Origin of the sequence: Marinobacter shunpengi (genome assembly GCF_045449715.1) — a bacterium.
Classification (GTDB): domain Bacteria; phylum Pseudomonadota; class Gammaproteobacteria; order Pseudomonadales; family Oleiphilaceae; genus Marinobacter.
On sequence record NZ_JBJJLA010000023.1, the window covers coordinates 21,762 to 47,401 of the forward strand.

The 25,640-nt window shown below is 62.5% G+C and carries 24 protein-coding genes; 12 read left to right on the forward strand and 12 right to left on the reverse strand.

The features are described from left to right. Positions 1 to 25 precede the first annotated feature (25 nt). Genes ACJO3T_RS16690 through ACJO3T_RS16705 form a run of 4 tightly spaced genes read right to left on the reverse strand, consistent with a single transcriptional unit; the run spans position 26 to position 3,621 of the window. Positions 26 to 1,309 (reverse strand): acyl-CoA dehydrogenase family protein, encoded by a 1,284-nt coding sequence (locus ACJO3T_RS16690; protein ID WP_406965799.1) that lies wholly within the window; start codon positions 1,307 to 1,309, stop codon positions 26 to 28. A 30-nt stretch (positions 1,310 to 1,339) separates the two neighbouring features. Further along, positions 1,340 to 1,753, reverse strand: coding sequence for a DUF6285 domain-containing protein (locus tag ACJO3T_RS16695; protein ID WP_406965801.1), 414 nt, complete (start codon positions 1,751 to 1,753; stop codon positions 1,340 to 1,342). A 14-nt stretch (positions 1,754 to 1,767) separates the two neighbouring features. Then, positions 1,768 to 2,796 (reverse strand): phosphotransferase family protein, encoded by a 1,029-nt coding sequence (locus tag ACJO3T_RS16700; RefSeq protein ID WP_406979204.1) that lies wholly within the window; start codon positions 2,794 to 2,796, stop codon positions 1,768 to 1,770. A gap of 57 nt (positions 2,797 to 2,853) precedes the next feature. Continuing rightward, a complete protein-coding gene (locus ACJO3T_RS16705) occupies positions 2,854 to 3,621 on the reverse strand; it encodes an enoyl-CoA hydratase/isomerase family protein (RefSeq protein WP_406965804.1) in 768 nt (255 codons plus the stop codon). Positions 3,622 to 3,779: 158 nt separating this feature from the next. Between ACJO3T_RS16705 and ACJO3T_RS16710 the strand changes: the two genes are divergently transcribed. After that, entirely contained in the window at positions 3,780 to 4,655 is an 876-nt protein-coding gene (locus ACJO3T_RS16710) for a crotonase/enoyl-CoA hydratase family protein (RefSeq protein WP_406979205.1), read from the forward strand. Positions 4,656 to 4,929: 274 nt separating this feature from the next. Here ACJO3T_RS16710 and ACJO3T_RS16715 read toward each other — a convergent pair whose 3' ends face one another. The 6 genes from ACJO3T_RS16715 to ACJO3T_RS16740 all read right to left on the reverse strand — a co-directional run bounded on the left by ACJO3T_RS16715 (position 4,930) and on the right by ACJO3T_RS16740 (position 11,322). Continuing rightward, the gene (locus ACJO3T_RS16715) at positions 4,930 to 5,955 is read right to left on the reverse strand and encodes an NADP-dependent oxidoreductase (protein WP_406979206.1); all 1,026 of its coding nucleotides are present in this window, start codon (positions 5,953 to 5,955) and stop codon (positions 4,930 to 4,932) included. A gap of 286 nt (positions 5,956 to 6,241) precedes the next feature. Then, positions 6,242 to 7,444: a branched-chain amino acid ABC transporter permease gene (locus tag ACJO3T_RS16720; RefSeq protein ID WP_406965808.1), complete on the reverse strand. Its 1,203-nt coding sequence runs from the start codon at positions 7,442 to 7,444 to the stop codon at positions 6,242 to 6,244. 10 nt (positions 7,445 to 7,454) lie between these two features. After that, positions 7,455 to 8,540 carry a branched-chain amino acid ABC transporter permease gene (locus ACJO3T_RS16725; RefSeq protein WP_406965810.1) on the reverse strand — a complete coding sequence of 362 codons (1,086 nt, stop codon included), beginning with the start codon at positions 8,538 to 8,540 and terminating at the stop codon, positions 7,455 to 7,457. Next, positions 8,537 to 9,262, reverse strand: a complete 726-nt coding sequence (locus ACJO3T_RS16730) for an ABC transporter ATP-binding protein (protein ID WP_406965811.1) — start codon at positions 9,260 to 9,262, stop codon at positions 8,537 to 8,539. Before ACJO3T_RS16730 ends, ACJO3T_RS16725 begins: the two co-directional genes overlap by 4 nt. Continuing rightward, positions 9,255 to 10,043 (reverse strand): ABC transporter ATP-binding protein, encoded by a 789-nt coding sequence (locus tag ACJO3T_RS16735; RefSeq protein ID WP_406965813.1) that lies wholly within the window; start codon positions 10,041 to 10,043, stop codon positions 9,255 to 9,257. Before ACJO3T_RS16735 ends, ACJO3T_RS16730 begins: the two co-directional genes overlap by 8 nt. Before the next feature lie 70 nt (positions 10,044 to 10,113). After that, positions 10,114 to 11,322 carry a substrate-binding domain-containing protein gene (locus tag ACJO3T_RS16740; protein WP_406979207.1) on the reverse strand — a complete coding sequence of 403 codons (1,209 nt, stop codon included), beginning with the start codon at positions 11,320 to 11,322 and terminating at the stop codon, positions 10,114 to 10,116. 365 nt (positions 11,323 to 11,687) lie between these two features. Here ACJO3T_RS16740 and ACJO3T_RS16745 point away from each other — a divergent pair, with 365 nt between their 5' ends. The 11 genes from ACJO3T_RS16745 to ACJO3T_RS16795 all read left to right on the forward strand — a co-directional run bounded on the left by ACJO3T_RS16745 (position 11,688) and on the right by ACJO3T_RS16795 (position 22,926). Then, entirely contained in the window at positions 11,688 to 12,332 is a 645-nt protein-coding gene (locus tag ACJO3T_RS16745; RefSeq protein ID WP_328188458.1) for a TetR/AcrR family transcriptional regulator, read from the forward strand. Next, entirely contained in the window at positions 12,329 to 13,102 is a 774-nt protein-coding gene (locus ACJO3T_RS16750; RefSeq protein ID WP_406965815.1) for an enoyl-CoA hydratase/isomerase family protein, read from the forward strand. Before ACJO3T_RS16745 ends, ACJO3T_RS16750 begins: the two co-directional genes overlap by 4 nt. Continuing rightward, positions 13,099 to 14,613 (forward strand): acyl-CoA synthetase, encoded by a 1,515-nt coding sequence (locus ACJO3T_RS16755; RefSeq protein ID WP_406965817.1) that lies wholly within the window; start codon positions 13,099 to 13,101, stop codon positions 14,611 to 14,613. The genes ACJO3T_RS16750 and ACJO3T_RS16755 overlap by 4 nt, the downstream gene beginning before the upstream one ends. Before the next feature lie 2 nt (positions 14,614 to 14,615). After that, positions 14,616 to 15,011 (forward strand): MaoC family dehydratase, encoded by a 396-nt coding sequence (locus ACJO3T_RS16760; protein WP_406965818.1) that lies wholly within the window; start codon positions 14,616 to 14,618, stop codon positions 15,009 to 15,011. Then, on the forward strand, positions 15,008 to 15,382 hold the full coding sequence (locus ACJO3T_RS16765) for a hotdog family protein (protein WP_406979208.1): 375 nt from the start codon (positions 15,008 to 15,010) through the stop codon (positions 15,380 to 15,382). The genes ACJO3T_RS16760 and ACJO3T_RS16765 overlap by 4 nt, the downstream gene beginning before the upstream one ends. A 23-nt stretch (positions 15,383 to 15,405) precedes the next feature. After that, positions 15,406 to 16,347 carry an alpha/beta hydrolase gene (locus ACJO3T_RS16770; protein WP_406979209.1) on the forward strand — a complete coding sequence of 314 codons (942 nt, stop codon included), beginning with the start codon at positions 15,406 to 15,408 and terminating at the stop codon, positions 16,345 to 16,347. Positions 16,348 to 16,536: 189 nt separating this feature from the next. Next, entirely contained in the window at positions 16,537 to 17,640 is a 1,104-nt protein-coding gene (locus ACJO3T_RS16775) for a PAAR domain-containing protein (RefSeq protein ID WP_406979210.1), read from the forward strand. Between the two features lie 12 nt (positions 17,641 to 17,652). Continuing rightward, entirely contained in the window at positions 17,653 to 20,799 is a 3,147-nt protein-coding gene (locus tag ACJO3T_RS16780) for a hypothetical protein (RefSeq protein ID WP_406979213.1), read from the forward strand. A 65-nt stretch (positions 20,800 to 20,864) separates the two neighbouring features. After that, positions 20,865 to 21,860 carry a hypothetical protein gene (locus ACJO3T_RS16785; RefSeq protein WP_406979214.1) on the forward strand — a complete coding sequence of 332 codons (996 nt, stop codon included), beginning with the start codon at positions 20,865 to 20,867 and terminating at the stop codon, positions 21,858 to 21,860. A gap of 25 nt (positions 21,861 to 21,885) precedes the next feature. Further along, positions 21,886 to 22,422 (forward strand): hypothetical protein, encoded by a 537-nt coding sequence (locus ACJO3T_RS16790; protein ID WP_406979216.1) that lies wholly within the window; start codon positions 21,886 to 21,888, stop codon positions 22,420 to 22,422. Positions 22,423 to 22,509: 87 nt separating this feature from the next. Further along, entirely contained in the window at positions 22,510 to 22,926 is a 417-nt protein-coding gene (locus ACJO3T_RS16795; protein ID WP_406979217.1) for a hypothetical protein, read from the forward strand. A 60-nt stretch (positions 22,927 to 22,986) separates the two neighbouring features. Here the strand turns inward: ACJO3T_RS16795 and ACJO3T_RS16800 are convergent, their stop codons facing one another. After that, complete coding sequence (locus tag ACJO3T_RS16800; RefSeq protein ID WP_406979218.1) at positions 22,987 to 24,198, reverse strand: acyl-CoA dehydrogenase family protein; 1,212 nt, start codon at positions 24,196 to 24,198, stop codon at positions 22,987 to 22,989. A 14-nt stretch (positions 24,199 to 24,212) separates the two neighbouring features. Then, entirely contained in the window at positions 24,213 to 25,520 is a 1,308-nt protein-coding gene (locus ACJO3T_RS16805; RefSeq protein ID WP_406979219.1) for a TRAP transporter large permease, read from the reverse strand. Positions 25,521 to 25,640: the final 120 nt, after the last annotated feature.

Consider the following 25,640-nt stretch of genomic DNA (forward strand, 5'->3'; position numbering starts at 1 on the left):
CGGTAGCGACGAGATTGGGGAAGCCTTACGCCTTCCACTTGTTCGGCCCCAGATACCCAAACAGGAACGCCCCCACCTTGCGCTTCTGGATTTCCTCGGAGCCTTCGGTAATCCGGTAACGGCGATGATGTCGATAGATGTGTTCGAACGGCTTATGGCGGGAATAACCGATGCCGCCATGCACCTGCATGGCCTGGTCTGCGGCCTCGCAGCACAGGCGGTTGGCCCAGTAGTTACACATGGCCACCTTGTCGGAGATCTGGTTGGCCACTTCCGGCTTGGACATCTGGTCCATCTCCCAGGCGGTCTTTCGGATCAGCAGACGCAGCATTTCCACCTGGGTGGCCAACTCCACCATGGGAAACTGGATGCCCTGGTTCCGGGCCAGTTCCTGGCCGAAAGGCTTGCGCTGACGGGCGTACTTCACGCTCTCGCGGATACAGAAGTCCGCCGCCCCCAGGCTGGACGCCGCCTGGCGGATGCGGTTCTCGTGGACGAAATGCTGGGCGATGGCCAGGCCGCCGTCCATGGGTCCGAACACCGCCGAGTCCGGCACCCACACATTGGTAAAGCTGACCCGGGGATGGTCCGTGGGCATGTTGAAGGTCCAGAGGTATTCCTCCACCTTCACCCCCGGCGTATCGGAGGGCACGATCAGGGCCGTGATCCCCCTGGCGTCGCCATCGTTACCACTGGTCCGCACAAAGGTCACGCAGTGGGTGGCGGTGTGCATGCCGGTGGTCCACATCTTCTCGCCGTTGATCAGCCAGCCATCGACGCCATCCCGCTGTTCCGGGACCGCCCGGGTCTCCATATGGGTGGCGTCGGAGCCGTGGTCCGGTTCGGTGAGACCGAAGGCCAGCTGGTACTCCTCGTTGAGCATACGGTCCACGAATTCGCTGTACTGGTCGCGGCTCCCGAAATCCCGGAACAGCAGCACGAAGGGGTTGTTGGCGACAATGGAGTGCTCGTTCTGCAGGTCGTTGTGCAGGCCCAGGCCCCTGGCCGCCAGGTGTTCGCGGATTACGGTCATGGCCAGGTTGGAGCCGTCCTTGCCGCCAAACTCGGAGGGTAACGGGAAGCGCAGGTGCCCTGCGTCGTCGGCCAGCCGGCGCACCTCCTTGAGCAGCGCTTCCCATTCCTTCCGGGGCAGGCCGCCGCCTTCAAAGTCGGTACGGGCCCATTCCCGGCGGTGATCGAAGAAGCGGATGTTGTCGTCTTTCTGCTCCAGGGGTTTGATCGTGCTCTCAATGAAAGCGTCCAGCTCGGCAAGGTAATCGGTCAGTTCTTGTGGCAGGTTGAAATCCATGCTCTGTCTCCAGGATCGGGTCGTAAACAATCAGGAATGGGGCCGGGTGGAGCCGGCGCAGAATGCCTCCCACTCCTCACGGGCCCGCTGGTTTCCGGAATAACGGGGCTGGTCCACCGCCAGTTTGGCGAGGGTGGTCAGCCACAGGTGATCACGCAATTGGGGGTCGCCGGCACCCAGGTGGCCGTCGGCAATCAGCCGGCACAGCTCCGCGGTCTGGCCCGCCAGGGTGCCTTTCTTGCCGGTGAGCTGGTACAGGCGCTCCCGCTCATCGTGGGTACTATCGGCGGACGCCTGCTCCAGGTGTCGACGCACCATGGCCAGTGCATTAGCGGCCACCCGGGCACGAAAACCGCCGGCGGCGTCCAGTTGCGGCATCACCTCTTCTTTCAGGAATGCCTCGACCGAGGCCAGCAGCGTGGTGTTGTCTGGCAGATCCTGCATGGGACAATCTCCGTTCAGGGGATCAGGGGCACCAGCTCGCGGAGCAGGTCCACTTCGGTTTCCGAGGCCCGGCGACCGATGGCGCCCCGCTCCGGCGAGGTGTCGTGGCCGCCCACGAAGGACGCCGCCATGCCCTGGCACATCACTCCCCAGCGCAGGGTGCCGAGGATTTCCCAGAAGCGGACCCGGTCCGGGTCGGGGCGATCACCGCTGGCGGCTTCATAGCCGTCGAACAATTGCTCGCGGGCGCCAAAGCCACCCACGGGCAGGTCGATATGGCCGAAGCGCCAGGAGTTCACGCACATCCAACCCAGGTCTGCCATGGGGTCTCCCAGGCACGCCAGCTCCCAGTCCAGCACCGACACCAGGCCGCCCTCATCCACCATCAGGTTGCCGTGGCGGAAGTCGCCATGGACCAGGGCCAGTTTTTCCGGGGCTGCTGGCAAGTGATCTTTTAGCCAGCGGAAAGCCAGTTCGAATACGGGCCGGGGCTCACCATGGCCCTGGTACTCCCGGTAGAGCTGATCCACCACGCCCTCCGGTGTGGTAGCCGGCAGAAAATCCAGGCCCGACACATCCAGTCGATGGATAGCCGACAGCACCTCACCGCACTGTCCGGCCAGCCTGCTGCGGGCATCGGCATACCGCTCGTCCCGCAGGATCTTCGGCGGCAGCGTTTCCCCTTCCAGCCGGGCCATCAGGTAACCAATGCCCAGGCCATCGTCCGGTTCAAGGATCTGGTGAACCCCCGGTACTGGCACGCCGCCCTCACCGGCCCGGATCACCAGCCGTGCCTCGTCGTCCAGTGCCAGCGTGCCTGTGGCATCCCGGTTCCAGTCGCTGGTCTGGCGGAGCACCATGGGGTGGCGTTTACCGTCCGCCACCACATCCAGCGACCACATCTGCTGGTTGGCCCCGCCGGTGAGCCGTGTCAGACCCTCAACGGAGGCATCGGGGAAGACACGCCGGACCACCCCGGCCAGTTTTTCTTCCATCCCGGTCTCGCCGACGGGCGTCCGGCTCTCGCGTGCGGGTTCAGCCATGGCGGTATTCCTCCCGGTAAGGGTGACTGATGACCAGTGTCGGTCCGGGCAATGGTGTCACTTGCTGCGGTTCTTGAAGCGAGCGATGGCCTGTCTGGATTCCTCGCTGTTCAGGCAATGCTTCTGGGCGATGGCCTCAGCCTTGAACACCTCGTCGTAGGAGGCTGTGGCCGCCATCCGAAGCAGCTGTTTGGCTTCGGCAGTGGCCAGTGCAGACCGTTCGCAGAGGGTGGCGGCGATGTCCGCGGCAGTCTGCTCCACCTGTTCCTGGGGCACCACGGCGCGGGCTATTCCCAGATCCAGGCATTCCCGGGCGCTGATACTGCCCCCCTCGGTGACCAGGGCGAACGCCCGGTGATAGCCCAGGGTCTGGAACAGCAGCCAGGTGGCACCGCCGTCCGGAACCAGTCCGATATGGCTGAAGGCCATGTAGATGCGGGCCTCCTCCGCCATCACCACCTGGTCACAACTCATCAGCACCGAGGCACCGACACCCGCGGCGACCCCAGGTGCCACGCCAATCACCGGCTTGGGCATGGAGCGGATGGTGTCCAGGATGGGGTGGTATTCCTCCATCAACTGCTGGGTTACATCAGACTTGTCCGGACTGTTCTCCTCCATCAGGTCGGCCCCGGCACTGAAGGCGCGACCATTGGCCGCCAGTACCACCACGTTGATGTTGTTATCGTCAGCCGCCTGTTTCAGCGCAGCAGTCAGGTCCCGGCGCAAGGCATCATTGAAGGCATTGAGTGAATCAGGGCGGTTCATGCGGATCCAGGCCACGGCATCCCGGGCGTGGTATTCGACAGCGGTGTCATCGCTCATGGGGGGGCTCCTTGTTTTTCTTCATCGTGGTCCGACGGGGCCACCGGGGCATCGTCCGAATCGACGAATCCGGTGATGGCGGTGTTTTCGTCGCATCGGACGATGCCCCGGAACAACCGGATGCCGCAGCCTTAAGGCATTCAAGACAAGGAGACACCATGAGCCAGTTCGAAACCATTACCCTCGATATCAGCGGCGGCATCGCCACCATTACCCTCAATCGCCCGGATCGGATGAACGCCTTCACCCTGACCATGATGGAGGAGTTGATTACCGCCTTCGATCACACCGACGCCAACGATGACGTCAGGGCGGTAATCGTCACCGGTGCCGGCAAGGCGTTCTGCGCCGGTGCGGACCTGTCCGGTGGCGGCGAGACCTTTGACTACAAGGCCCAGTCCGGCAACGCTCCGGACCCGCTGGCCAATGGCGTCAACCGGGACGGCGGCGGCATGGTGTCGCTGCGCATCTTCCGCAGCCTGAAACCGGTGATCGGCGCCATCAACGGCGCCGCCGTGGGGGTGGGTGCCACCATGTCGCTGGCCATGGATATGCGACTGGCGTCCGAAAAAGCCCGTTACGGCTTCGTGTTCGCCCGCCGGGGCATCGTGCCGGAGGCCGCCTCGTCCTGGTTTATCTCCCGGGCGGTGGGCCTGTCCACGGCCCTGGAATGGTGTATGAGCGGTCGCCTGATCAATGCCGATGAACTGGAGAAACGGGGCCTGATACGCTCGGTACACGCGCCGGATGATCTGTACCCCGCCGCTGTGGCCCTGGCCCGGGAAATCGCCGACAACACCGCACCGGTCTCCGTCGCCATGACCCGGCAGATGCTGTGGCGCATGGCCGGTGCCAGCCACCCCATGGAGGCCCACCAACTGGACAGCCGGGCGATTCAGGCCCGGGGCGCGTCGGCAGATGCGAAGGAGGGTGTGGAGTCATTCCTGGAGAAGCGGGCGGCGGAATATCCCAACCGGGTGTCCACCGATATGCCGACGTTCTTTGAGTGGCAGGGGGAGCCAAAGTTCAAATAGCCCCCCGCGGAGATAAGGGGCCTGAAAAGCCCCTCTCCCTTGACGGGAGAGGGTTGGGGAGAGAGTGGAGAGGTCGACTGCCAGGTCGGATCTCCGGCGCCCGTTGGGCGCTACCCCTCTCCCTGGCCCTCTCCCTCAAGGGGAGAGGGGATGGGATACTCACACTTCATGCCCTGGATTCAGACATAAAAAACCGGAGCGCCCATAACAGGCCTCCGGTGACAGTATGGTGGCTGTCTATCGCCTCCGCTCGAGGTTCGCTACAGGAGAAACTTCAGGGTTCGTCGGATACCTTGACCATCAGCTTGCCGTCATTGCCGCCGCTGAACAGCAGCGACAGCCCGTCAAGGGCATTGTCCAGGCCGTCCACCACGTGGTTTTTCCACTGGAGCTGGTCCTGGCTGACCCAGCCAGTCAACGCCTCCAGGGCCTCCGGGAACCGTTTCTGGTAATCCAGCACGATAAAGCCCTTCACCGTCAGACGCTTCATCAGCACCCGACCGAAATCCCTCGGCCCGGGCATCACGCCTTCATCGTTGTACCGGGAAATCATGCCGCACAGGGACAGGCGACCATTGAGATTGAGCCGATTGTAGACCGCGTCCATGATATCGCCGCCCACGTTCTCGAACTGGATGTCCACGCCATCCGGACACAACCGGTCCAGGGCCGCCGGCACATCGTCATTGCGGTAGTCGATGGCGCCATCAAAGCCCAGTTCCTCGGTCAGCCAGCGGCACTTCTCCGGACCGCCGGCAATACCCACTACCCGGCAACCCTTGAACTTGCCAATCTGGCCGACGATGGACCCCACCGCCCCGGCGGCGGCCGAGACCACCAGGGTCTCCCCCGGCTGGGGCTGGCCAATGTCCAAAAAGCCAAAATAGGCGGTGATGCCGGTGGATCCCAGCACAGACATATAGGCAGACAGGGGAATATCCGGATGCCGGTCCACCGGCCGCACCATTTTCCCGTCAGCAACGGTGTAGGCTTCCCAGCCGCCTACCATGGGTTTGACGATATCCCCGGGGCTGAATCGATCCGAGCGGGACTGTTCCACCACACCCAGGGTGCCGCCACGCATCACGTCACCCACCTGCACCGGTGGCAGGTACTGCTCACGGTCGCTCATCCACAGGCGATGGGTGGGATCCAGGGACAGGTAGACGTTGCGGACCAGAACCTGATTGTCCTGCAGGTCAGGCACCGGTTCGGTCACCAGTTCCAGGTGGTCGGCGGTGATATCCGCTTCAGGCCGCTTGCGGAGTATCCACCGGCGGTTCTGTGGTTGGTTTGCCATGTCAGGGTCCTGTTTCTTTTTATCAGTGGAAACAGTTTGGCACCTATGTAGTTTTTTGCCATCGTCTGTTACGACGAATGTTGGCAACGGGCTGCCACAGGCAGGGACCTTACAACAGGTACACCGTAGGCAACTCCCAGGTATGGGACACTCCGGGGGCGGGGAGGTCTTTCAGAGCAGTGACATGGATGCCACGGAAGCGTTGGGGTGGCAGGACGCCCCTCCAACGCGGCGGCGAAAGACCTCCCCGCCCCCGGGGTGTCTTCCACCGCGACCCCAATCAACCTCATGCCTGCGTCACAGGCTCGGCCTCAGGCCCGGAGGGCGGCGACTGGCGATTGCGCCGCCGCAACGACCAGATCCGCAATTGCCCAACCACCCCGGCGGGGAAGAAGTACACACTGAGCACGAACAGCACCCCGAACCACAGCAGCCAGTGATCCTCTCCCAGCAGGTTCTCCACCAGCGGGATACCGGCGGTGTACTGCCCCACCCAGCCCAGCAGGTCCTGGAGATAGTTCTGGGCCAGGATAAACAGCGTGCTGCCAACAATGGCCCCGTACAGCGTACCCATGCCACCAATCACACACATCAGCAGGATGAACACCATCAACTCGAAGTTCAGGGTGTTCTCCGGGTTCACATAACGGTTGATCAGGGCAAAGGCGGCACCGGCCAGGGTGGCCACCAGGGCCGCCAGGATCACCACCGCGGTGCGGTAGACCACGGTACGGTAGCCCAGGGCCTCGGCCCGGAACTCGTTCTCCCGGATCGCCTGCAGCACCCGGCCAAACGGTGAGTTCACCAGCCGCAGCAGGAACAGGAACACCCCGGTGGCCATCAGCACCAGCACGTAGTACATGATATTGCGGCCGTTGAAGCGCATCTCGAACAGCGAGTCCTGCCATACCTGCCCCAGGTTCCAGGGCTGGGTCAGCAGGCCCTTGAGCAGCGTGGGCAGATCGATCCCCGGAAGCGGTTTCTCGAAGGGCCGGAACGCCGGCCCCAGTTCCCGGGGCACGCGGACACGCATGCCATCCTCACCGCCGGTGATGTGATAAAGCTGGGTCACCAGACTGAGGAAGGCAAAGGCCACCGCCAGGGTCACCAGGGCGAAGAAAATCGCCTTCACCCGTAGCGACAACAGGCCCAGCAGCAGCGACAGCAGGAAACTCACCACCAGTGCGCCCAACAGACCCACGCCGATGGCGCCAAAGCTGTCACCCATGCCCTCAATGGCCATGGCGACACCATAGGCGCCGATGCCGAAGAACATGGTGTGGGCGAAGGACACGATGTGGGTGTAGCCCAGCATCAGGTCATAGGCGGCCACCACCATGATGAACACGCAGATCATGGCCAGGGTGGTGAAGGCACGGATACCGTCAAACAGGAACGGCCCCAGTACCAGACAGGTGACGATGATCAGCAGCAGCGCGGTCAGCGGGCGGCTGCGGGGATAATCGCCGGACAAGATTCGGTTCAGCATACTCATCTCCTTAAACCTTGATCACCGGGATCAGCCCCTGGGGCCGCCACATGAGCACCCCGACCATCAGCCCAACCGTGGCCACCGCCGCCAGCCGGGGCTCCACAAAGCCGATGTAGAGGTTGATCAGCCCCACCAGCAGGGCACCGTAGAAACAGCCACGAATGGAACCCAGCCCACCGAGGATGATCACCACGATCACCGAGATCATCATCTCGTCGCCCATATGGGGCGTCAGCAGCTCCTTGTACATGCCCCACATCACACCGCCGAGACCGGCCAGAGCCGAACCGGCGACGAACACGCCCAGGAACAGCAGGTGGATGCGGTAGCCCTGGATCTCCACCATCTCGCGGCTCTCCACACCGGCGCGGATCAGGATGCCGATACGGGTGCGGTCGATGACCCACAGCATGGCGGCGTAGATGGCCAGCCCCAGCACCACCGCCAGCAGGCGGTATTTCTCCAGCACGATGCCGCCGATCAGCGGCAGGAACTCCGGCACGAAGAAGGCGCCACTCAGGGACTCGGGACGGGTAACGGGGATCTCGTTGGGCCCCCAGATCACCTCGATCAGTTGCATCAGGATGATGGAGCCGCCCACGGTCACCAGGATCTGCTTGAGGTGGTCGCCGTAAACCGGCTTGATCACCAGCTTCTCGAACACCAGCCCCACCACGCCGGCCACCAGGGCCGCAAACAGCAGGGCAGGAACGATGGCCACCAGGTTGGTGAGTAACGATGGCGCGTCGGTGAAGCCGTCCAGCCAGAAGGCCAGCACGGTGCCGCCGGCAAAGGCACCCAGGGAGATAAACGCCCCGTGGGCCAGATTGAGTACACTCATCAGCCCGAACGTCAGGGTCATGCCGGAGGCCATCAGGAACAGCATGGCGCCCATGGCCACCCCGCTGATGGTCAGCACCAGCCAGGTCTGGAAATCGATAACCGCGACAGACACCAACAGCATGATTCCCAGCAGAAAGAGGTGAGCCTGGTTGTCACGACATTCCGCCAGCCACTTGAGCGGACTGCGACGTTGCCGGACAGAGTCGGAACCGGCATCGGACATCGGCATGGCAGTGGTCTCCTCGCTCATTGGTGTGCTCCCAGTCCCAGGCCCAGCAGGTCCTGTTGCAGTTCATCGTTCTCCGCCAGCTCAGCCATGGTGCCGGCATGCACCACCGCGCCGTCGTTCATCACCGCCACGGACTGGCCCAGGCGGCGGGAGAAGTTGAAGTTCTGTTCCACCAGCAGGATGCTCACCTGCTGCGCCTTGAGTTGCTCGAAGGCATCTGCCAGGTCGTTGATGATGGCCGGTGCCAGCCCCTTGGTGGGCTCGTCCACCAGCAGCAGCTCCCGGGGTTCGATCACCGCCCGGGCGATGGCCAGCATCTGCTTCTGGCCACCGGACAGGGTGCCGGCCGGCTTGTCCCAGAATTTCTTCAGGGGCGGGAACAGGTCGAAAATCCACTGCAGCCGGGCATCATCCATGGGGCCGTTGACGGCTGCCAGCACCAGGTTCTCCCGTACGCTCAGCAGGCCGAAGATGCCCATGCTCTCAGGCACGAACGCGATGCCGGCCCGGGCAATCTTCGGGGTCGGCCAGCGGCTGATGTCCTGCCCCTGGTAGGTCACGGTGCCGCCGGTCAGGGTGGTCAGGCCCATGATGGTGCGTAGCGTCGTGCTCTTACCCGCGCCGTTGCGGCCCAGCAGCACGGTCAGCTCGCCTTTCGGCACCACCAGGTCCACGCCATGGAGGATGTGGTACTGGTCGATGTCCGCCTTGACGCCGGACAGGGTGAGGATGGGTTCAGCCATGGGACACCTCCGCCTCGGTTTCCGGGGCAGCCCCCAGGTAGGCCTCCTGGACGACCGGCGAGGCAATCACCTCGGAGGGTTCGCCGTCAGCCACCAGTTCACCGTTGTGCAGCACCACGATGCGATCCGACAGGGAGCGCACCACATCCATCTTGTGTTCCACCAGCAGCACCACCTTGTCCTGCTGTTTCTTGATATCGGCGATCAGGTCGAGGATCACCGGTACCTCGTCCACGCTCATACCGGCCGTGGGCTCGTCGAACATGAATACTTCCGGCTCCAGGGCCAGCATCAGTGCCACTTCCAGCTTGCGCTGGTCGCCATGGGGCAGGCCCGCCACCAGGTACTCGGCCCGGCTGGCCAGGTTGACCTGCTCCAGGTAGGCCATGGCCCGGTCGGTCAGGTCGGTGCGCCGGCTGGCCATCTGCCAGAAGACATGACCAATGTTGTGGCGCGACGCCACCGCCAGCCGGACATTTTCCAGGGCGGTGAGGTTGGGAAACAGGTTGGTCAGCTGAAAGGCCCGGCCCAGGCCCTTGTCGGCCCGGCTCGCGGCGGTGAGCCCGGTGATGTCCTCGCCATTGAGGATCACCTGGCCGGCCGTCGCCTTCAGCTGGCCGGAAATCAGGTTGAACCAGGTGGTCTTGCCGGCGCCGTTAGGGCCGACGATGGAGGTCAGGGTCCCCTTGTGGAACTGGCAGGAGACCTGGTTGACCGCCACATGGCCACCAAAGTTGATAGTCAGGTCGCGGGTTTCAAGAACCGCTTGTTGGGATGACATGAACCACTCCGCTTTTGTATTCCAGAGACTGCGGCCCCCGGCGTACCGGGGGCCATGGAGCGGGAACCGCTCAGTTACGGACCGGAATCTCCATCTCCTTGCGGTCGATCACCCGGATCAGCTTGGGAACGCCCGCTTCCACGGTGCGACCGGCAAACCAGTCGTCGCGCTCTTCCACCTCAATCTCGAAGTGATACATGTCCTGCAGTGCCTGGTGATCCTCGGCACGAATCTCCATCTCACCCTTCGGCGTCTGGAACACCAGGCCCTCGAAGGCCGCGATCAGGTCCTCGGCATCGGTGGAACCACCGGATTTGCGGATGGCGGCGGTAATCGCCATGGCCTGGGCAAACCCCTGGGCAGTGAAGAAGTCCGGGGCCGAGTTGTGGCGGTCGAAGTGCTCTTTCACCAGCCAGTCGTTGATCTCGTTGTCCGGCGACTCAAAGTAGTAGAAGCCGGCCCCCTGCATGCCCGGGAAGTCGGAATACCCAACCATGGCCGCCAGGATGTTGCCGCCGGTAGCCAGCTTGATGCCATGGCGACCCGGGTCCAGGTCCTGGATACGACCTAGAGGGTTGGAGGAACCGGCCCAGATGGCAAAGATATACTTGCCCTGTTCACAGTCGCTGCGATCTTTCAGGGAATCAAACAGGCGCTGGGCGGCGGCGGTGAAGTCGGTGGCGTCGGTGGGCAGGTATTCCTCGTGGACAATCTTGCCCCCCTCGGCTTCCATGGCTTCCTTGTAAGCCGCTACGCCATCACGACCGAAGGCGTAGTCCTGGGCGATGGTGGACACACAAACACCAGGCTCACCCAGGGCGACCGCGTTGGAGACGGCATCCTGGGAGGAGTTGCGGCCCACCCGGACCACGTAGCGGTTCCATTCAGCCCCGGTGATGGCGTCGGCCACCCCTTCGGGCATGATGATGCGCTCGTAATCCTGGGCCAGCGGCAGGGTGGCCAGGGCAACACCGGAGGATACCGGTCCCACCACGATATGGGCATCATCCTCGGCGTAGGCTTCCTCGACCAGGGCCCGGGCACGGGCCGGATCCAGCTGGGTATCCTTGCGGGAGATCTGGATCGGACGACCCTCGATTTCCATGGTGCCGTCAGTGGCGTACTCGAACCCCATACTCAGTCCGATATCCAGCTGTTCGGCATAGGGTGCCAGTGCCCCGGTGAAACCGGTGACATGGGCAATACGGATGGCATCTTCGTCCGCCTGGGCGGACAGAGCGCCAACCGAAATGGCGGCTGCAAGCATGATGCGCTTCATACGACGATCCCCTTTTGTTGTTGTCGGGCTTCTGGTTATGGCGCGGCGGACGACCTGTCGGTGAACGTTCCGCCTTGTTGTGTCATTGCTCGACCTAAAATATGACAACCGATTCAGGTTTTATCAAGAAAAAATTTCTCTTTTTTGACTATTAACTGAACGTATAGTGATAGATAAATTTTCTCGAATGCGACAAAAAGCCTGTTATTACTGACTTCTTACGCCTTGACAGGGATGGCGCGCTTTCCTAGATTACTTGACGACTGATTCATGTTTCGCAATCATGAAACCCGGTAACTGACCAACCCCGCCCATCAGGGTGGATGGACCCGGCTCCGTCACCACACGGCAGAAGGACAAGGCTGATGAGTACAACAACACAGGCCCCGCAGTCCCCCGGCGCACCCAAGACCGCCCGCGGCGCCCGCACCCGGGCAAAGATCCTCAAGGCGGCGGAAGACACCTTCGGCACCCTGGGCTATCACCGTGCCGGGGTCACCGACATCACCAAGGCCGCCGGTGTCGCCCAGGGCACCTTCTATACCTATTTCACCAGCAAGGAAGAAATCCTGCGGGAGCTGGTCATGGACCTGGGCCACAAACTGCGGGCCCACCTGGCCGCCCAGGTGATCGGCACCAGCGACCGGCTGGAGGCGGAGGAACAGGGGCTCCGGGCGTTCCTGCAATACCTGTCGGATCACCCGTCCCTGTACCGGGTCCTGCAGGAAGCCCAGTTCGTGGATCAGGCCATCTACCAGGAGTATTACGAGACCTTCGCCCGGGGCTATACCGACATGCTCAATACCGCCACCCGCAAGGGCGAGATCCGACCCGGCAACAACCAGCACCGGGCCTGGGCGCTGATGGGACTGTCCCACTTCCTGGCCCTGAAATACGCCCTCTGGGACCAGCGCGCCAGCGAAGGGGAGCACGCCTTCGATCCGATCGTGGAGACCATGTCGGATTTCCTGCGCAACGGCCTCGCCCTGAACGGGAGGGACAAGTCGTGACTCGCGGACTGACACACGTCATCTATCGTCAGGAGGGCGGCATCGCCCGGCTCACCCTCAACCGCCCGGAACGCCACAACGCCCTGGTCCCGGAGTTGCTGGACGATCTGAAGGAGGCGCTGGCCCAATGCCGACGTGAACAGCCCGCTGCACTACTGATCGATGCCGCCGGGAAATCCTTCTCCACCGGTGGCGATGTCGCCGGTTTCCACAACACGCCTCGCCATGGGCGGGAGTCCTACGCCAGCAGGGTAGTCGGCACCCTGAATGACGTGATCCTGCAACTGCTGACCCTGCCGGTGCCCACCGTAACCGCCTTGCACGGCATGGTGACCGGCGGTTCCCTGGGTCTGGTCCTGGCCAGCGACATTGTGGTGGCCGGCCCCCGCGCCAGTTTCGCCCCCTGGTACACCGTGGTGGGCTTCAGCCCCGATGGTGGCTGGACGGCGCTGATGCCGGAGCGCATTGGTCGCGCCCGGGCACTGGATGTACAACTCACCAATCGCACCATTTCGCAACAGGAGGCCCTGGCCTGGGGGCTGGCCCAGTACCCGGCGCCCGCCGATGGCGAACTGGCCCGTGCCCTCGACATCGCCACTAACCTGACCTGCAAACAGCCCGGCAGCGTCGCCCGCACCCTGCTCCTGAACCGGCCGGACGCGGATCGTATCGCCGGCGCACTGGAGCAGGAACGCCAGCAGTTCCTGGAACAGATCATCACCGACGAAGCCGACCGGGGCATGGCTGACTTTCTCGGGAGGACCCCATGAACATGTTTGACCTGGCGGGCCACCGGGCCCGCGTCACCCCCGATCGTCCGGCCCTCGAGGACCTGGCATCGGGACGTGCCTACACCTATCGACAGCTCAACGAACAGGCGGCCCGCTTTGCCGCAGCAGCCCTCAGCCACTGGGGTCTGAGTAAGGGTGACCGGGTCGCCTTCCTGGGCCATAGCCGGGCGGAATTCTTCGCCATGCTGTTCGGCTGCGCCAAGGCCGGCCTCATCCTGGTGCCCCTGAACTGGCGCCTGGCCCAGCCGGAGCTGGAACAGCTGATGGAGGACTGCTCCCCCGGCGTCCTGGTGTTCGGTGAGGAATTCACCGACAGCGCCCGCAAACTCAGGGCCTCGGGCTATACCGATCAACTGGTGGACCTGGACGGCAGGGCCGATGACTGCCGCCATTACGATGCGGACCTGGCGGATACGCAGCCGGACCTGCGCGCCCATCCGGACCGGGACCCGGATACCCCCTGGTACCTGCTCTACACCTCCGGCACCACCGGCCGGCCCAAGGGGGTCATTCAGACCTTCCGCATGATGATGAGCAACTACCTGAACATCGGCCTGGCGGTGGACCTGACCGGCCAGGACACCCTGCTGAACGTGCTGCCCCTGTTCCACACCGCCGGCATTAACCTCTACTCCTCGGCGGTGTTCCTGGCGGGCGGCTGCGTGCTGGTGGCCCGCAATTTCGACCCGGACCAGACCATGGACGTGCTGGAGAAGCGCGCCACCATCTTCTTCGGGGTGCCGGCGGTCTACCAGGCGATCCTGGAGCACCCGTCGTTCAGCGGGGAGCGGCTGCGTAACGTCCGCTCCTGGGGCTGTGGCGGCGCGCCGCTGGCCCTGCCGGTGGCCCGGCGATTCGTGGACCAGGGCATCCGGGTACGTACCGGCATGGGCATGACCGAAACCGGCCCCACCGTGTTCCTGCTGGATGAAGCGGATGTGCTGGACAAGATCGGCTCCGTGGGGCGCCCACAACTGCTCACCGAGGTCCGCATTGTCGGCACCGATGGAAAAGATGTCGCCCCGGGCGAATCCGGCGAGCTGCTGATCCGCGGCCCCAACATCACACCGGGGTACTGGAACCGCCCCGATGCCACCCGCGAGGCCATCGAGCCGGACGGCTGGCTGCATAGTGGCGACGTGGCCCGCTGCGACGAGGACGGCTGCTACTACATCGTTGACCGCTGGAAGGACATGTTCATTTCCGGCGGAGAGAACGTCTACCCCGCCGAGGTGGAGCGGGTACTGGTGGAACATCCCGCTGTCAGCGAGGTGGCGGTGATCGGCGTGCCGGACGAGAAATGGGGCGAGGTGGGCAAGGCCTTCCTGTGCCTGAAGCCCGACAGCGACGAACCGGATTCGACCGATCTCAATGCCTGGTGCCGGGAACGGCTGGCCGGCTACAAGGTGCCCAGGTACTTCCAGTTCGTGGAAGAGCTGCCCCGTAACGCCCTGGGCAAGGTAACCAAACAGGTTCTCAGACAGGATTGACCATGACCGACACCACCATTCCCTGTGAGCAGACCTTCATGCTCACCCAGGCGGACTTCGACCGCTTCGCCCGCCTCAGCGGCGACCACAACCCGATCCATGTGGACCCGGAGTTTTCGGCCCGCACCAGTTTTGGCCGCACCGTCTCCCACGGCATGCTGCTGTTCAGTGTGGTGCGCAGCCTGCTGGCCCGCACCTGGCCCGGCGCCGTGCTCGAGAGCCAGGACCTGATGTTCCCGTCCCCGGCCTACGCCGGTGAGGCGCTGGAACTGACCGTGGAGGAACTGGACCGCAACGGCAATACCCTCACCCTGCAGACCACCATCACCCGGGAGGACGGCGAAACCTGCCTGACCGGCCGGTGCCAACTGACCCTGGCCCGGGAGGACGCCGCATGAGCCTGGAACGTTTCGATGCCCTGAGCGAGGGCCAGTCCGCCACCCTGGAACGACGTTTCTCCGCCGATGACATCCACGACTGGAGCCAGCTTTGCCAGTTGGACGATGACTGGCAGGGCGTTCCGGAACCACTGATTGCGGGGTTGTTCTCCTGCCTGCTGGGCGAGGACCTGCCAGGCCACGGCACCAATTACCTGAAGCAGGCCATGACCTTCCACGCCACCGCCGACGCGGATGAACCCCTGCAGGCGTCGGTGACCGTCAGCCGACTGCGCCGGGACAAGGCACTGGTGAGCCTGACCACCCGGTGCACCGGCCGCGATGGCCGACTGATCTGCGATGGCGAAGCCCTGGTGCTGTTCCAGCACTGAGCCCGCCGGCTATGGAGAACCCGATGACCAACGTACATCCCAACCTGCGCGCCTGGCTTGACCAGCTCAACCCCCTGGTCGCCGATCAGAAGGCCCGCGGCGTGGAAGCCACTCCCCGGATGGTACGGGACAGCCTGGCTGGCATTACCACCACCTTTGTTACCCAGGCGTCGGATCTGCCCCGAGTCAGGGACCTGCAGGTGGCGTCCGCGGACGGCAACATTCCGGTTCGACTCTACGATCCGGCCCCCGGTACCGAGAAGCCGGTGATGCTGTTCTTCCATGGCGGTGGCCATATGGCCGGCAGCGTCCAGGTCTACGACCCCATCGCCCGCACACTGGCCGATGCCAGCGGCTGGCTGGTGCTGTCGGTGGATTACCGACTGGCGCCGGAAACCCCCTACCCGGGCGGGCTCAACGACTGCCTGGCGGTGACCCGTCAGGTGTGGTCGCTACTGGAAAACGAAAGTGTGGTCTTTGAACGCCGGCTGGCACTGGCGGGAGACTCCGGCGGCGGCACCTACGCAGCCACCGTCAGCCGGCAGGTGGCGGGAGATCCTGAACTGAACCTGACCGATCAGATCCTCCTCTACCCGAGCCTGGACTACACCATGGACCACCCATCCATCAACAGGCACGGCGAGGGGTACCTGCTGGAGGAGGCCAGGATCCGCTGGTATTTCGATCACTATTTCGCTGGCGGCGAGGACCGCCGCGCTGCATCACCGCTACATATGCCAGTGCCGGAGGGCATGCCGGCAACGCTAGTGGTCACCGCCGGCTTCTGCCCGCTCCATGACGAGGGAGTTGCCTATGCCCGCAAGCTGGAGAAAGCAGGCGTCACCTGCCGGCTGAAGGACTACGCCGACATGATCCACGCCTACCTGAACCTGGAGGACCTGGTGCCGGACGCCTGCGGGGATACCTACCGACAGGTGGCCGACTTCCTGAATCGGGAGGCCTGATCAGGAACCGCCAATGGCCCCGACCGGATGCCGGCGACAACAAAATTGACAGCTGTCCAGTTACAGCCCCAAGGCGGTTCCCGGCATTTAAGATCTATGCTAATGTCCCGAAAACACCCAATCTGGAAGGGTGGCTTTTGGGGCCAGACTCGAAGGCCATGAAGGAAATTGACACAGGGAGATGTGGCAATGGGCAGCAAACCCATGTCCTTTCTGACAAGTCATCATACTTGTCCCAAGAAACGCGGCAGTACCTCTCACAAGGGCGGCCCGGTCATTGAAGGCTCCGGCAACGTGTTTGTCGGCGGCATGCCGGTAGCGAAGGTAGGCGACAAGCTGGCCTGCGACGGACCACCGGACACCATCGCTGAAGGCTCTCCCTCCGTTTTCATCAATGGCAAGCCGGCAGCCCGTGTCGGCAGTATGACGGCCCATGGCGGTCAACTGGTCGCTGGTAACCCCACCGTGATGGTCGGCGACGCCAGCTATGTAGGCACTGCCGGTGGTATGACAAGCCTGGCCGACCTTACCGAGGCCGAAAAGCTGGCCATCGAGGAGGAACAGAATCCGGAACCCGGAAGATCCCGCCCCCAGGTAGACGAATCCGTGCCCGCCTCCGGCATCAACCGTGGGGCCTCGGAGCCCAAGTCCCTCCTGCCCGCCGAACGTTACGAGGAAGAGGAAGAAGAGCAGGTGGTTCCCCACGAGGAATGGCTCCATGTGGAGGTGCTGGGTGAGAACCACCCGGAAGGCCAGTCCCTGAAAATCATGACTCCGGAATACAGTGAGATTGACGGGGGCATTGATGGTACCCACGCCGAGGAAACCACCGACGACAGCGTGATCCACAAGTGGTTGTGGAAAAAAAGCACCGACAGATACTCGCCCAAAGCCGCCGTGGCCATGGAAATTGCTACGGAGCAGGGTGATCCCATCCGGCTTCCGGTCTTCGACACCCCCTATGCCGAACCAAAGAAAGAGCCTCGTCAGCGGTATATCCTGGCACCTTTCGTCCCCCTGACCACCCTCGAACGACAGGGGACCGCCCGCAAGGGCGTGGTGACCTCAAGAGGTGGGTACCTGTACATCTTTCGCCACGACAGACTATGGCGCGAAATCCAGCTCGTCAGGGACGAAAGTGGCGAACTGACCTACCGGGATGTACCCCTGGACACCTATCGCGATGCACCAGGAGAACGCCTGACCGAAGACCGCCGGGAGCCCACCGGGGTGGCGCTGGAAGAAATCTGGCTGCCGGTGAGGTACCTGTACTCCAGCCTGGCCTTCCAGTAGCTGGACTACCGGGTGGCGTTCTCTGAGGTACAGTGGTCCGCCGGCAGAGTCCGCTACCTGGAGCACAACGTCAGTGACCAGATGGACCGGGCCCAGGTGGTGGTCGACCACCGCACCAACTGGAACCGATACCAGTCGAAACTTCTGCCCCTGAGCGCCCAGGAGGATGTGCCACCACAACGCGCCCGGGAGCCGTTGCTGGAAGAGCAGGTGCCCTGCGCCTATGAATTCCTGATCAACCGATCCGGAAGCTACGCCAAGGAATGCTACGAGTTCGCCCGGGCGGAACAGCAAGCCCTGATGAAAGGCGCCGAGCAGGCCGAACAGGCCTGGCGGCAAAGCCGGCAGGACGGTACCGAGCTTGGCGATTCCGCCGGCCTCAGGTGGGACGCCTTCCAGGACCTCTGGCAAGAGGAAAAGCAGCAGTTCGACTACGAACAAAGCCACCAGAACGTCTGGAGCAACATACCGTCTGCAACGGACGTGCTCAATGTGCCCAGGCAGCGGAAGATCTACGGTCTGGTGGTCTACGATGAACTCCACGAACTGCGGTTGCAGGTGGCCCGAGTCAACCATGCCATGCAGTACCAGGCCGATATCCGGGAGTGGCTGGCCGGACAAACCCATTTCGATAGTGCGGAACTGATTGAGCAAACCATCCTGCCATCCAGGCTTGGCGGCGAGCGCAACCCATTGCGGGAATTCGCCGATAAGCTGGATGACCGCCTCAATGGCACCCTCCTGAAGACGCTGCACCAGCATTTCAGGGCGGTTGCCGTCGATTGCATCAAATACAACCAGGCGTCGCTACGGGCCTATGCTGGGCAGGACCATGTCCAGAGACGCTTTGCGGACCTCTTCTCGCTGGAAGGCGAAGACTACCTCAGCGGCTTCATGCTGGCGGGTGGCCTGTTTGAAAAGCTGCAGCACAACTCGGAGGCCGCCGACAAACCCTGGCTGGCCCCGACCAACCAGGATGGCGATACCAGCCTGGGGGCCCTGACCCTGCCCACTGCGGCCATCGACCCTCACCGGGATGGCAGCGAACTGGTACTGGATATCGTCAAGGACAGTTCCGGCTACCCGCTCCATGACATGCTGTTCCCGCCGGAAGAGGACGTCCCCCTTACCGAGGCGTTGGACACTGCTGCCCTGAAGGCCGACAACCCCGGCGATGGTCGGTTCCGGCCCAAACTGTTTGTGGATATCGGGGCCAATGACAAGTTCTCCCATCCGTCCACGTTGCAGACGGCGGAAGCGAAGATGCTGGCCAAGCTGGAGGATGACGAAGGACCTGACGGGTATACGACAGCCCGGCTCATTGCCAAGACACTGGACGGTATTGCCAGCAAATTGATGAAGGAGTTCAACAAGGCCTACGAACGGGGCACACAGGACCTGATGCGCTTTGACCTGACACTCCACGGACCACTGGCACGGGCCATGAAAGGTATGCATCCCCGTCAACTGGGCGAGTTGGTGATGATGCCTTATGGCCAGAAGCCCTTCAACATGGTCCCGTTCGGGATTGAAGACCCCGATATCGGCCTACGTAACGGGCTGCTGGACGCTGAGCGGGCCTATGTGGACAGCACGAACCACAGTGGTCGTTTTTTCGGTGAGATCCGTACCGCTGATGGTCAGTTGGCGGCCCATACCAACGCTCGCCGGTTGCCTGGCGGTTCCAACCCCGGGGACTATGCCAACGTCAGTGTGTTCATGGCCCCATCCGGGTCCACCCTGGTGAAGGACTACCGTGAAGTGCGTGAGGCCACCAGCCGCAGCCGGGCCATCGGGGAAACCCTGGATGGCATTGGCCTGCCCTACGTGGTCATGGGGATTGAGCTTTGGAATATTTCCAGTCTCGCCAAACGGGAAGCTGAATTAAGCAGAAATCGGGGCAACGCACGTGCGGACGCTGAAATTGCGTCAAGCTATGCCCATCTTGGTTTTGCGTTGGCTGCCGTGGTGGAGCGAATGGCGGGCACGGAAAACTGGCTGGCCCGGGGGCTGAACGCGACGGTTTTTGATGTGGAGAAGGCCCACATCGCAGGCAAAATCAGTGACGACCTTGCCAAATTCCTTCCCAGGGCCATATCCGTCCGGATGGTGTCAGTCTCCATCCTTGGCGTACTGGACGCCGGCATCCGCCTTTCCGATACCCATGACTACTGGCAGAAGAACCAGATCGCCTCCAGTGCCGCCATGGGGGTCTCGGCCCTTGGGTCACTGATGGGCACCTGGGCCGGGGCCTCGTTGATGTCCTCCGCCAGTGGCGCGGGAACGGCCACCATCCTCGGGCTGTCGACTCCCGCCGGCTGGGTGGTGCTGAGTCTGGGCATCGCCCTGTCCCTGGGCGGGTACTTCGCGGCCACGGCACTGGAAAAACCGGACCTGGAAATGTGGATCGAGCATGGTCCCTTCGGGTTGCTCCATGATGACAAACCACCCCGCGAGGTGCCGGAGGGGCTGAGCCATCGTCATCCAACGGACCCCGCCGATGACGATCCCCGCAAAACCTACGGCCACATCCGGGGTGAGGACAATGCTCGGGAGGCGTTCTACCGCCTGGCTAATATCCTGGCCGGCGTGACGGTCACGGCGGAGGACTTTGCCGTCAGCGACGAGCTGGCTATCGCCACCGCCAGCAACCTGCTGGAGGCCCGGGGCGAGCCGGCCACGGAACAGGCCGTTTCGGTGATGGTCGAGTCCCTGATGAAGGTCAACGTGCGGGTGCAGGTGAAGAGCAACCTGGCGGCCATCGCCGGTCACGAGGCTCTGGAGTTTGATATCCGCCGCCTGCGGGCCTACTCGAAAGTGAGTTTCGGAGGGCTGGGAGTCTCCCGGGGCAGCGAGCAGTGGGAGATCCAGTCTCCGCCCGGCGACCACTGGTGGGTCTACGAGGTGGCTCGACCGGACGGTGCCGAATACTGGCTCCACTCCCCGGAGCAACCAACCGTGGAGGACATGAAGCAAAGTGGCGAGGACGAAGCCTTCTACTGGATTGTCCGGGCCCGTATGAAAGCCTCCCTGGGCACCGACACGGAATATGTATTCCCGGCACCGCCCCTGCACGATAACCTGACCTACAAAGACGGGAAGCATGGCACTCCGGATTTCACGAAACAGAAGGACTTCTGGGTAAACCAGATCGTCTAGGGTGGATTCCATGGAAACGCTATCCCGGGGAACCACCTGGCGCCGTATAAAGGGACTGGAAACCCATGTCTGAACAAGCATATTACAGTACCACCGCCTGGCGGCCCGCCGATGATGGGGGGGGCAGGAAACGTCCCCGGCCCCAACCGGATACCCGCTCACGGTCCTTCCGTGTGCAGTGGGAGGCAGGCCGAAAGCTGTCGAAGAGCTATATCCCCGATCTGGTTCCGGGGGATTTTTTGGACCTTTGGCGACCGCGGCTGGAGGACAAATCCGTTTCTTACATGGATGGAGAGAACGGAGAGAAAATTCCTGTTTCCTGGATGAACCACGAAAGCTTTCGGTGGACCACCTTGCCTAAGTTTGCCTGGCGTTGGTTACTGGTGAAAGCTATCGCAAAGTTTCTGCTAGTAGCTGGTACGCCTGTTCTTTTTGCCACCTTTTTGCATATTTACTTTTTATCCAACGAACGGCTTGATGGGTCTATTCAGGAATTTTTCCTGCCGGTTATATTGTACGGAGGGGGGGGCTGCCTGTTCCTTTGGGGCGGGATCAGCCTGTGCGAGCGCCTTTTCCCTGATTTTATGTACGCCGCCCCCAAGGGGCCTCTCTGGGAGTTCAACCGCCGAACCGGCATGGTGATCGTATTCTGTAACCCGGAGAAGAAAAGCCAATCCGGTAAAGTCCTATGGCAATCCCCCTTTGAGGAGTTTGATTGCTATATCCATATGGGCCCCACTACGCAGGGGTTGCCCCTGTATTACGCCGCCATGGTGAACCGGTATCGTGAGGAATCCATGGTTCTGACCGCACTGCATCCGGCGTCGTCAAACCCCGGGGACCACAAGGCCGTGTGGAACTTCTGGTGCCAATACATGGACAGCACGGCACCGCTGCCGGATATTCCGTTGCTGGAACCCCATCGCTCAGAAGATCCGGTGACGGCGGCCTATGACAAGGAAACAGGACGCGATCCCCGCTACTGGTACAACATGAGCAACGCGGCCTACCAGGTGAAGATCAAGCAGATGTACCAGCGCTGCCGGTCGGCGTTTGGCTGAATCCGGAAGGGACGAAGGACACGGGATGTCTGAACAAGCGTATTACAGCACCACTGCTTGGCGACCCACCGATGATAGTGGTGACAGGAAACGTCCCCGGCCCCAACTGGACGTCCGCTCCCGGTCCTTCCGTATGCAGTGGGAGGCGGGCCGGAAGCTGTCGAAGAGTTACATTCCCGATCTGGTTCCGGGGGATTTTTTGGAGAACTGGCGGCCAAGGCTAGGGGATGAATCCACGATCTATGTTGAGAAGGGGCAACTGGCTGATGAAGCCCTCCCTCGGACCGACGGAGATGAGAACGAGAAGGTCCCGATGGCATGGATGAACCATGAAAGCTTTCGGTGGACCACTTTGCCCAAGTTTGCCTGGCGTTGGTTGCTGGTGAAAGCGATAGCCAAGTTTCTGCTAATAGCGGGCACTCCTATTCTTCTACTATCGCTGTTGCATTTCTACGTATTTTTAAATGAGCATTTTGAAGGGGTATTTAGAGATGCGTTTATACCTACTGTTTTTTATGGGGGGGGCATGCCTGTTCCTTTGGGGTGGGGTCAGCCTGTGTGAGCGTCTTTTCCCTGATTTCATGTATCAAAGCCCCAAAGCCCCAAAGGCCCGACCTGGGAGTTCAATCGTCGTACCGGCATGGTGACCGTGTTCTGTGACCCTGAGAAGCGGGGGCAGGCGGGCAAGGTTCTCTGGCAGTCCCCGTTTGAGGAATTCGACTGCTATATCCATATGGGGCCAACCACCCAGGGTTTACCGCTTTACTATCCCGTCCTTGTGCATCGGTTCCGTGAAGAGGTCCTGCACCTGACGGACCTGCAACCAGCTTCTAACGTTAACCGTGGCCATAAGGCCCTATGGAACTTCTGGTGCCAGTACATGGACAGCACGGCCCCACTGCCGGATATGCCATTGCTGGAGCCGTATCGGGCGAAGGACCCGGTGACAGTGGAACACGATAAGCAGACGGGGCGTGATCCCCGCTACTGGTACAACATGAGCGAAGCGGCCTACGCGGTGAAGATCAAGCAGATGTATGAGCGTTGCCGGTCAGCGTTCGGCTGACGCCCTCAATTTAGTCCGCAAAAAACGTTAAACCAGGCCATTAACTGCTAGCCACACCGCCTATCCGTTGGCCTGCTTCCAGTGTTTCTTGATCTTCTTGGCCAGGGACCACTTGTGCACTTCGGTGGGACCGTCATACACCCGGAAGGCCCGGACCTCCCGGAACACCTGCTCCACGATGGAATCCTCGGTCACGCCTGAGCCTCCCATCACCTGCACGCACCGGTCGGCGATACGCATCAGGGCCTCGCTGACGGAGACCTTGGCCATGGAACTCTCCACATTACCGTTATCGCCACGGTCCAGCACGCTGGCGCACCAGTCGATCATCAACTGGCACTGCTGGATATCGATCAGGTTCTCCGCCAGCATGAAGCCAACGCCCTCGTGGTCCACCAGCGGCTTGCCGAACGCCACGCGACGGTTGGCGTAGTCGGAAGCGATCTCGTTGGCGCGGATACAGGCCCCCAGCCAGCGCATGCAATGGGACAAACGGGCCGGCGCCAGGCGCACCTGGGCGAAGCGGAAGCCGTCTCCCGCCGCGCCCAGCATCTGGTCGTCGGGCACACGCAGGTTCCGGATGGTGACGGTGGCATGACCACCGGGCATGGAGCTGTCGATGGTGCGTGGCACCCGGTCGATCCGGATCGCCGGGTCCGGCAGGTCCACCAGGAACATGCAGGCGCCTTCGGGCGCCTTGGCCATGATGATGCCCACGCCAGCCCCCTCGGCGCCGGTGATGAACGCCTTGCGACCGTTGATGACCCACTCATCGCCTTCTTTCCGGCATTCCGTAAGCATCATGGAGGGATCGGAACCGGCGCCGCCTTCCGCCGCCGGCTCGGTCATGAAGAACGCCGACCGTTTCTCGCCCCTGACGATGGGCTCCAGGAAGCGCTCCTTAACCCTGTCGCTGCCCATCTTGCCAAGCAGGTACATGTTGCCTTCGTCCGGCGCGGCGGTATTACAGGCCAGTGGGCCGAGGGGAGACAGTCCGCTCTTGATCAGCACCCGGGCGGTACCACGCTGGCTGAGGTGACTGCCATCCGGCAGGATATGAGGGGTCAGCACGCCGGCTTCCCGGGCCTTCTGCCGCAGTTCCCGGGTCAGTTCATCGGTCGGACAGTCATGGTGGTCCCGCCGTGGGTCAGTCTCGTAAGGCACAACCACCTCACGGACGAAGCGCTCCACCCTGACCGCGATCTCTTCAGCCTTTTCCCGGTCCGGGAAGGCATCGGCGCAGCTTGCAACTGAAATAAGGTCGTTGCTCATTCTTGATCTCCGTCTTACTTACCCAGCCCCGGCAGGAACAGGATGATGTCCGGGAAGGCCATCAGCAGGAACAGCACGAACAGGTCCATCACCAGGAACCAGAAGATCCCCCGGAAGACCTGCGCGGTGCTCACCAGCTTGCCCACCACACTCTTGATCACGAACACGTTCATGCCAATGGGCGGGGTGATCATGCCCACCTCCAGCAACTTGGTCAGTACCACGCCAAACCACAGCAGGCTCAGGCCCAGGTTATCGATGATCGGCAACACGATGGGCAGCGTCAGCAGCATGGCGCCAATGGGCTCCAGGAACATGCCCAGCAGGATGTAGATCAGCACGATCGCCAGCAGGATCACCACGGTGGAGGCCTCCAGGCCGATGATCCACTCGGACAGGAAATCACCGGCACCGGACAGGGCCAGGAAGCGGGTCAGCAGGCTGGCCCCCACGGCGATGATGATCAGCGCGCTGGTGGTCAGCAGGGTTTCCAGGATCGCATCCCGGAACCGCCCCCAGGTCAGGCTGCCCTTGATGCCCGCCACCACCAGCGACAGGAAGGCCCCCACCGCGCCCGCCTCGGTGGGCGTGAAGATGCCGCCAAACAGGCCGCCGAAGATACCGATCATGATCAGGATCACCGGCCAGGTGTCCTTCAGCGCCCACACCTTGTCGGCGAAGGGAATCTGTTCATTGGTGTCCGGGGCCAGCTCCGGGTTCAGCTTGACCCGCACCAGCACCACGGTGATGTAACCGATGGCGGTGAGGATACCGGCGGAGATCCCCCCCAGGAACAGCCCGGTGATGGACTCCTGGGCGATGATGCCGTACAGGATCATGATGATGGACGGCGGAATCAGCGCCCCGATGGTGCCCGCCACCGCCACGGTGCCGGTGGCCAGTTCCGGGTTGTAGCGGTACTTCACCATTTCCGGCACGGCAATCCGCCCCATGGCCGCAGAACAGGCCACCGACGAACCGGACACCGCCGCAAACCCGGCGGAGCCGAAGATGGCGGCAATGGCCAGGCCCCCGGGAATGCCGGACAGCCACATCCGCGCCGCCCGGAACATGCCCTGGGTGAGCTGGGTGTGGTAGCAGATAAAGCCCAGCAGCAGGAACATGGGCACCGAACTGAGCACCCAGTTGGTGGCAAACTGGTAGGGAATGATGCCCAGGGAACCCCAGGCCACGTTGAAGCCCATCAGGTACCACAGGCCACCGAAGGACACCCCCACCAGCGTGACGCCGATGGGGATACGCAGGGCAATCAGGAAGATGATCAGGCCAAGACCGGTCAGGCCAATCTGTACGTCACTCATTATTATTGTCTCTCGTCAGTCCGGGTCGAGTTCGTCGGCTTTGGCACGCTCGGTATCCAGGCCACTCTCCTGGGGGAGGAAACTCATGATCAGCTTGTACAGCACCACCAGCACCATCAG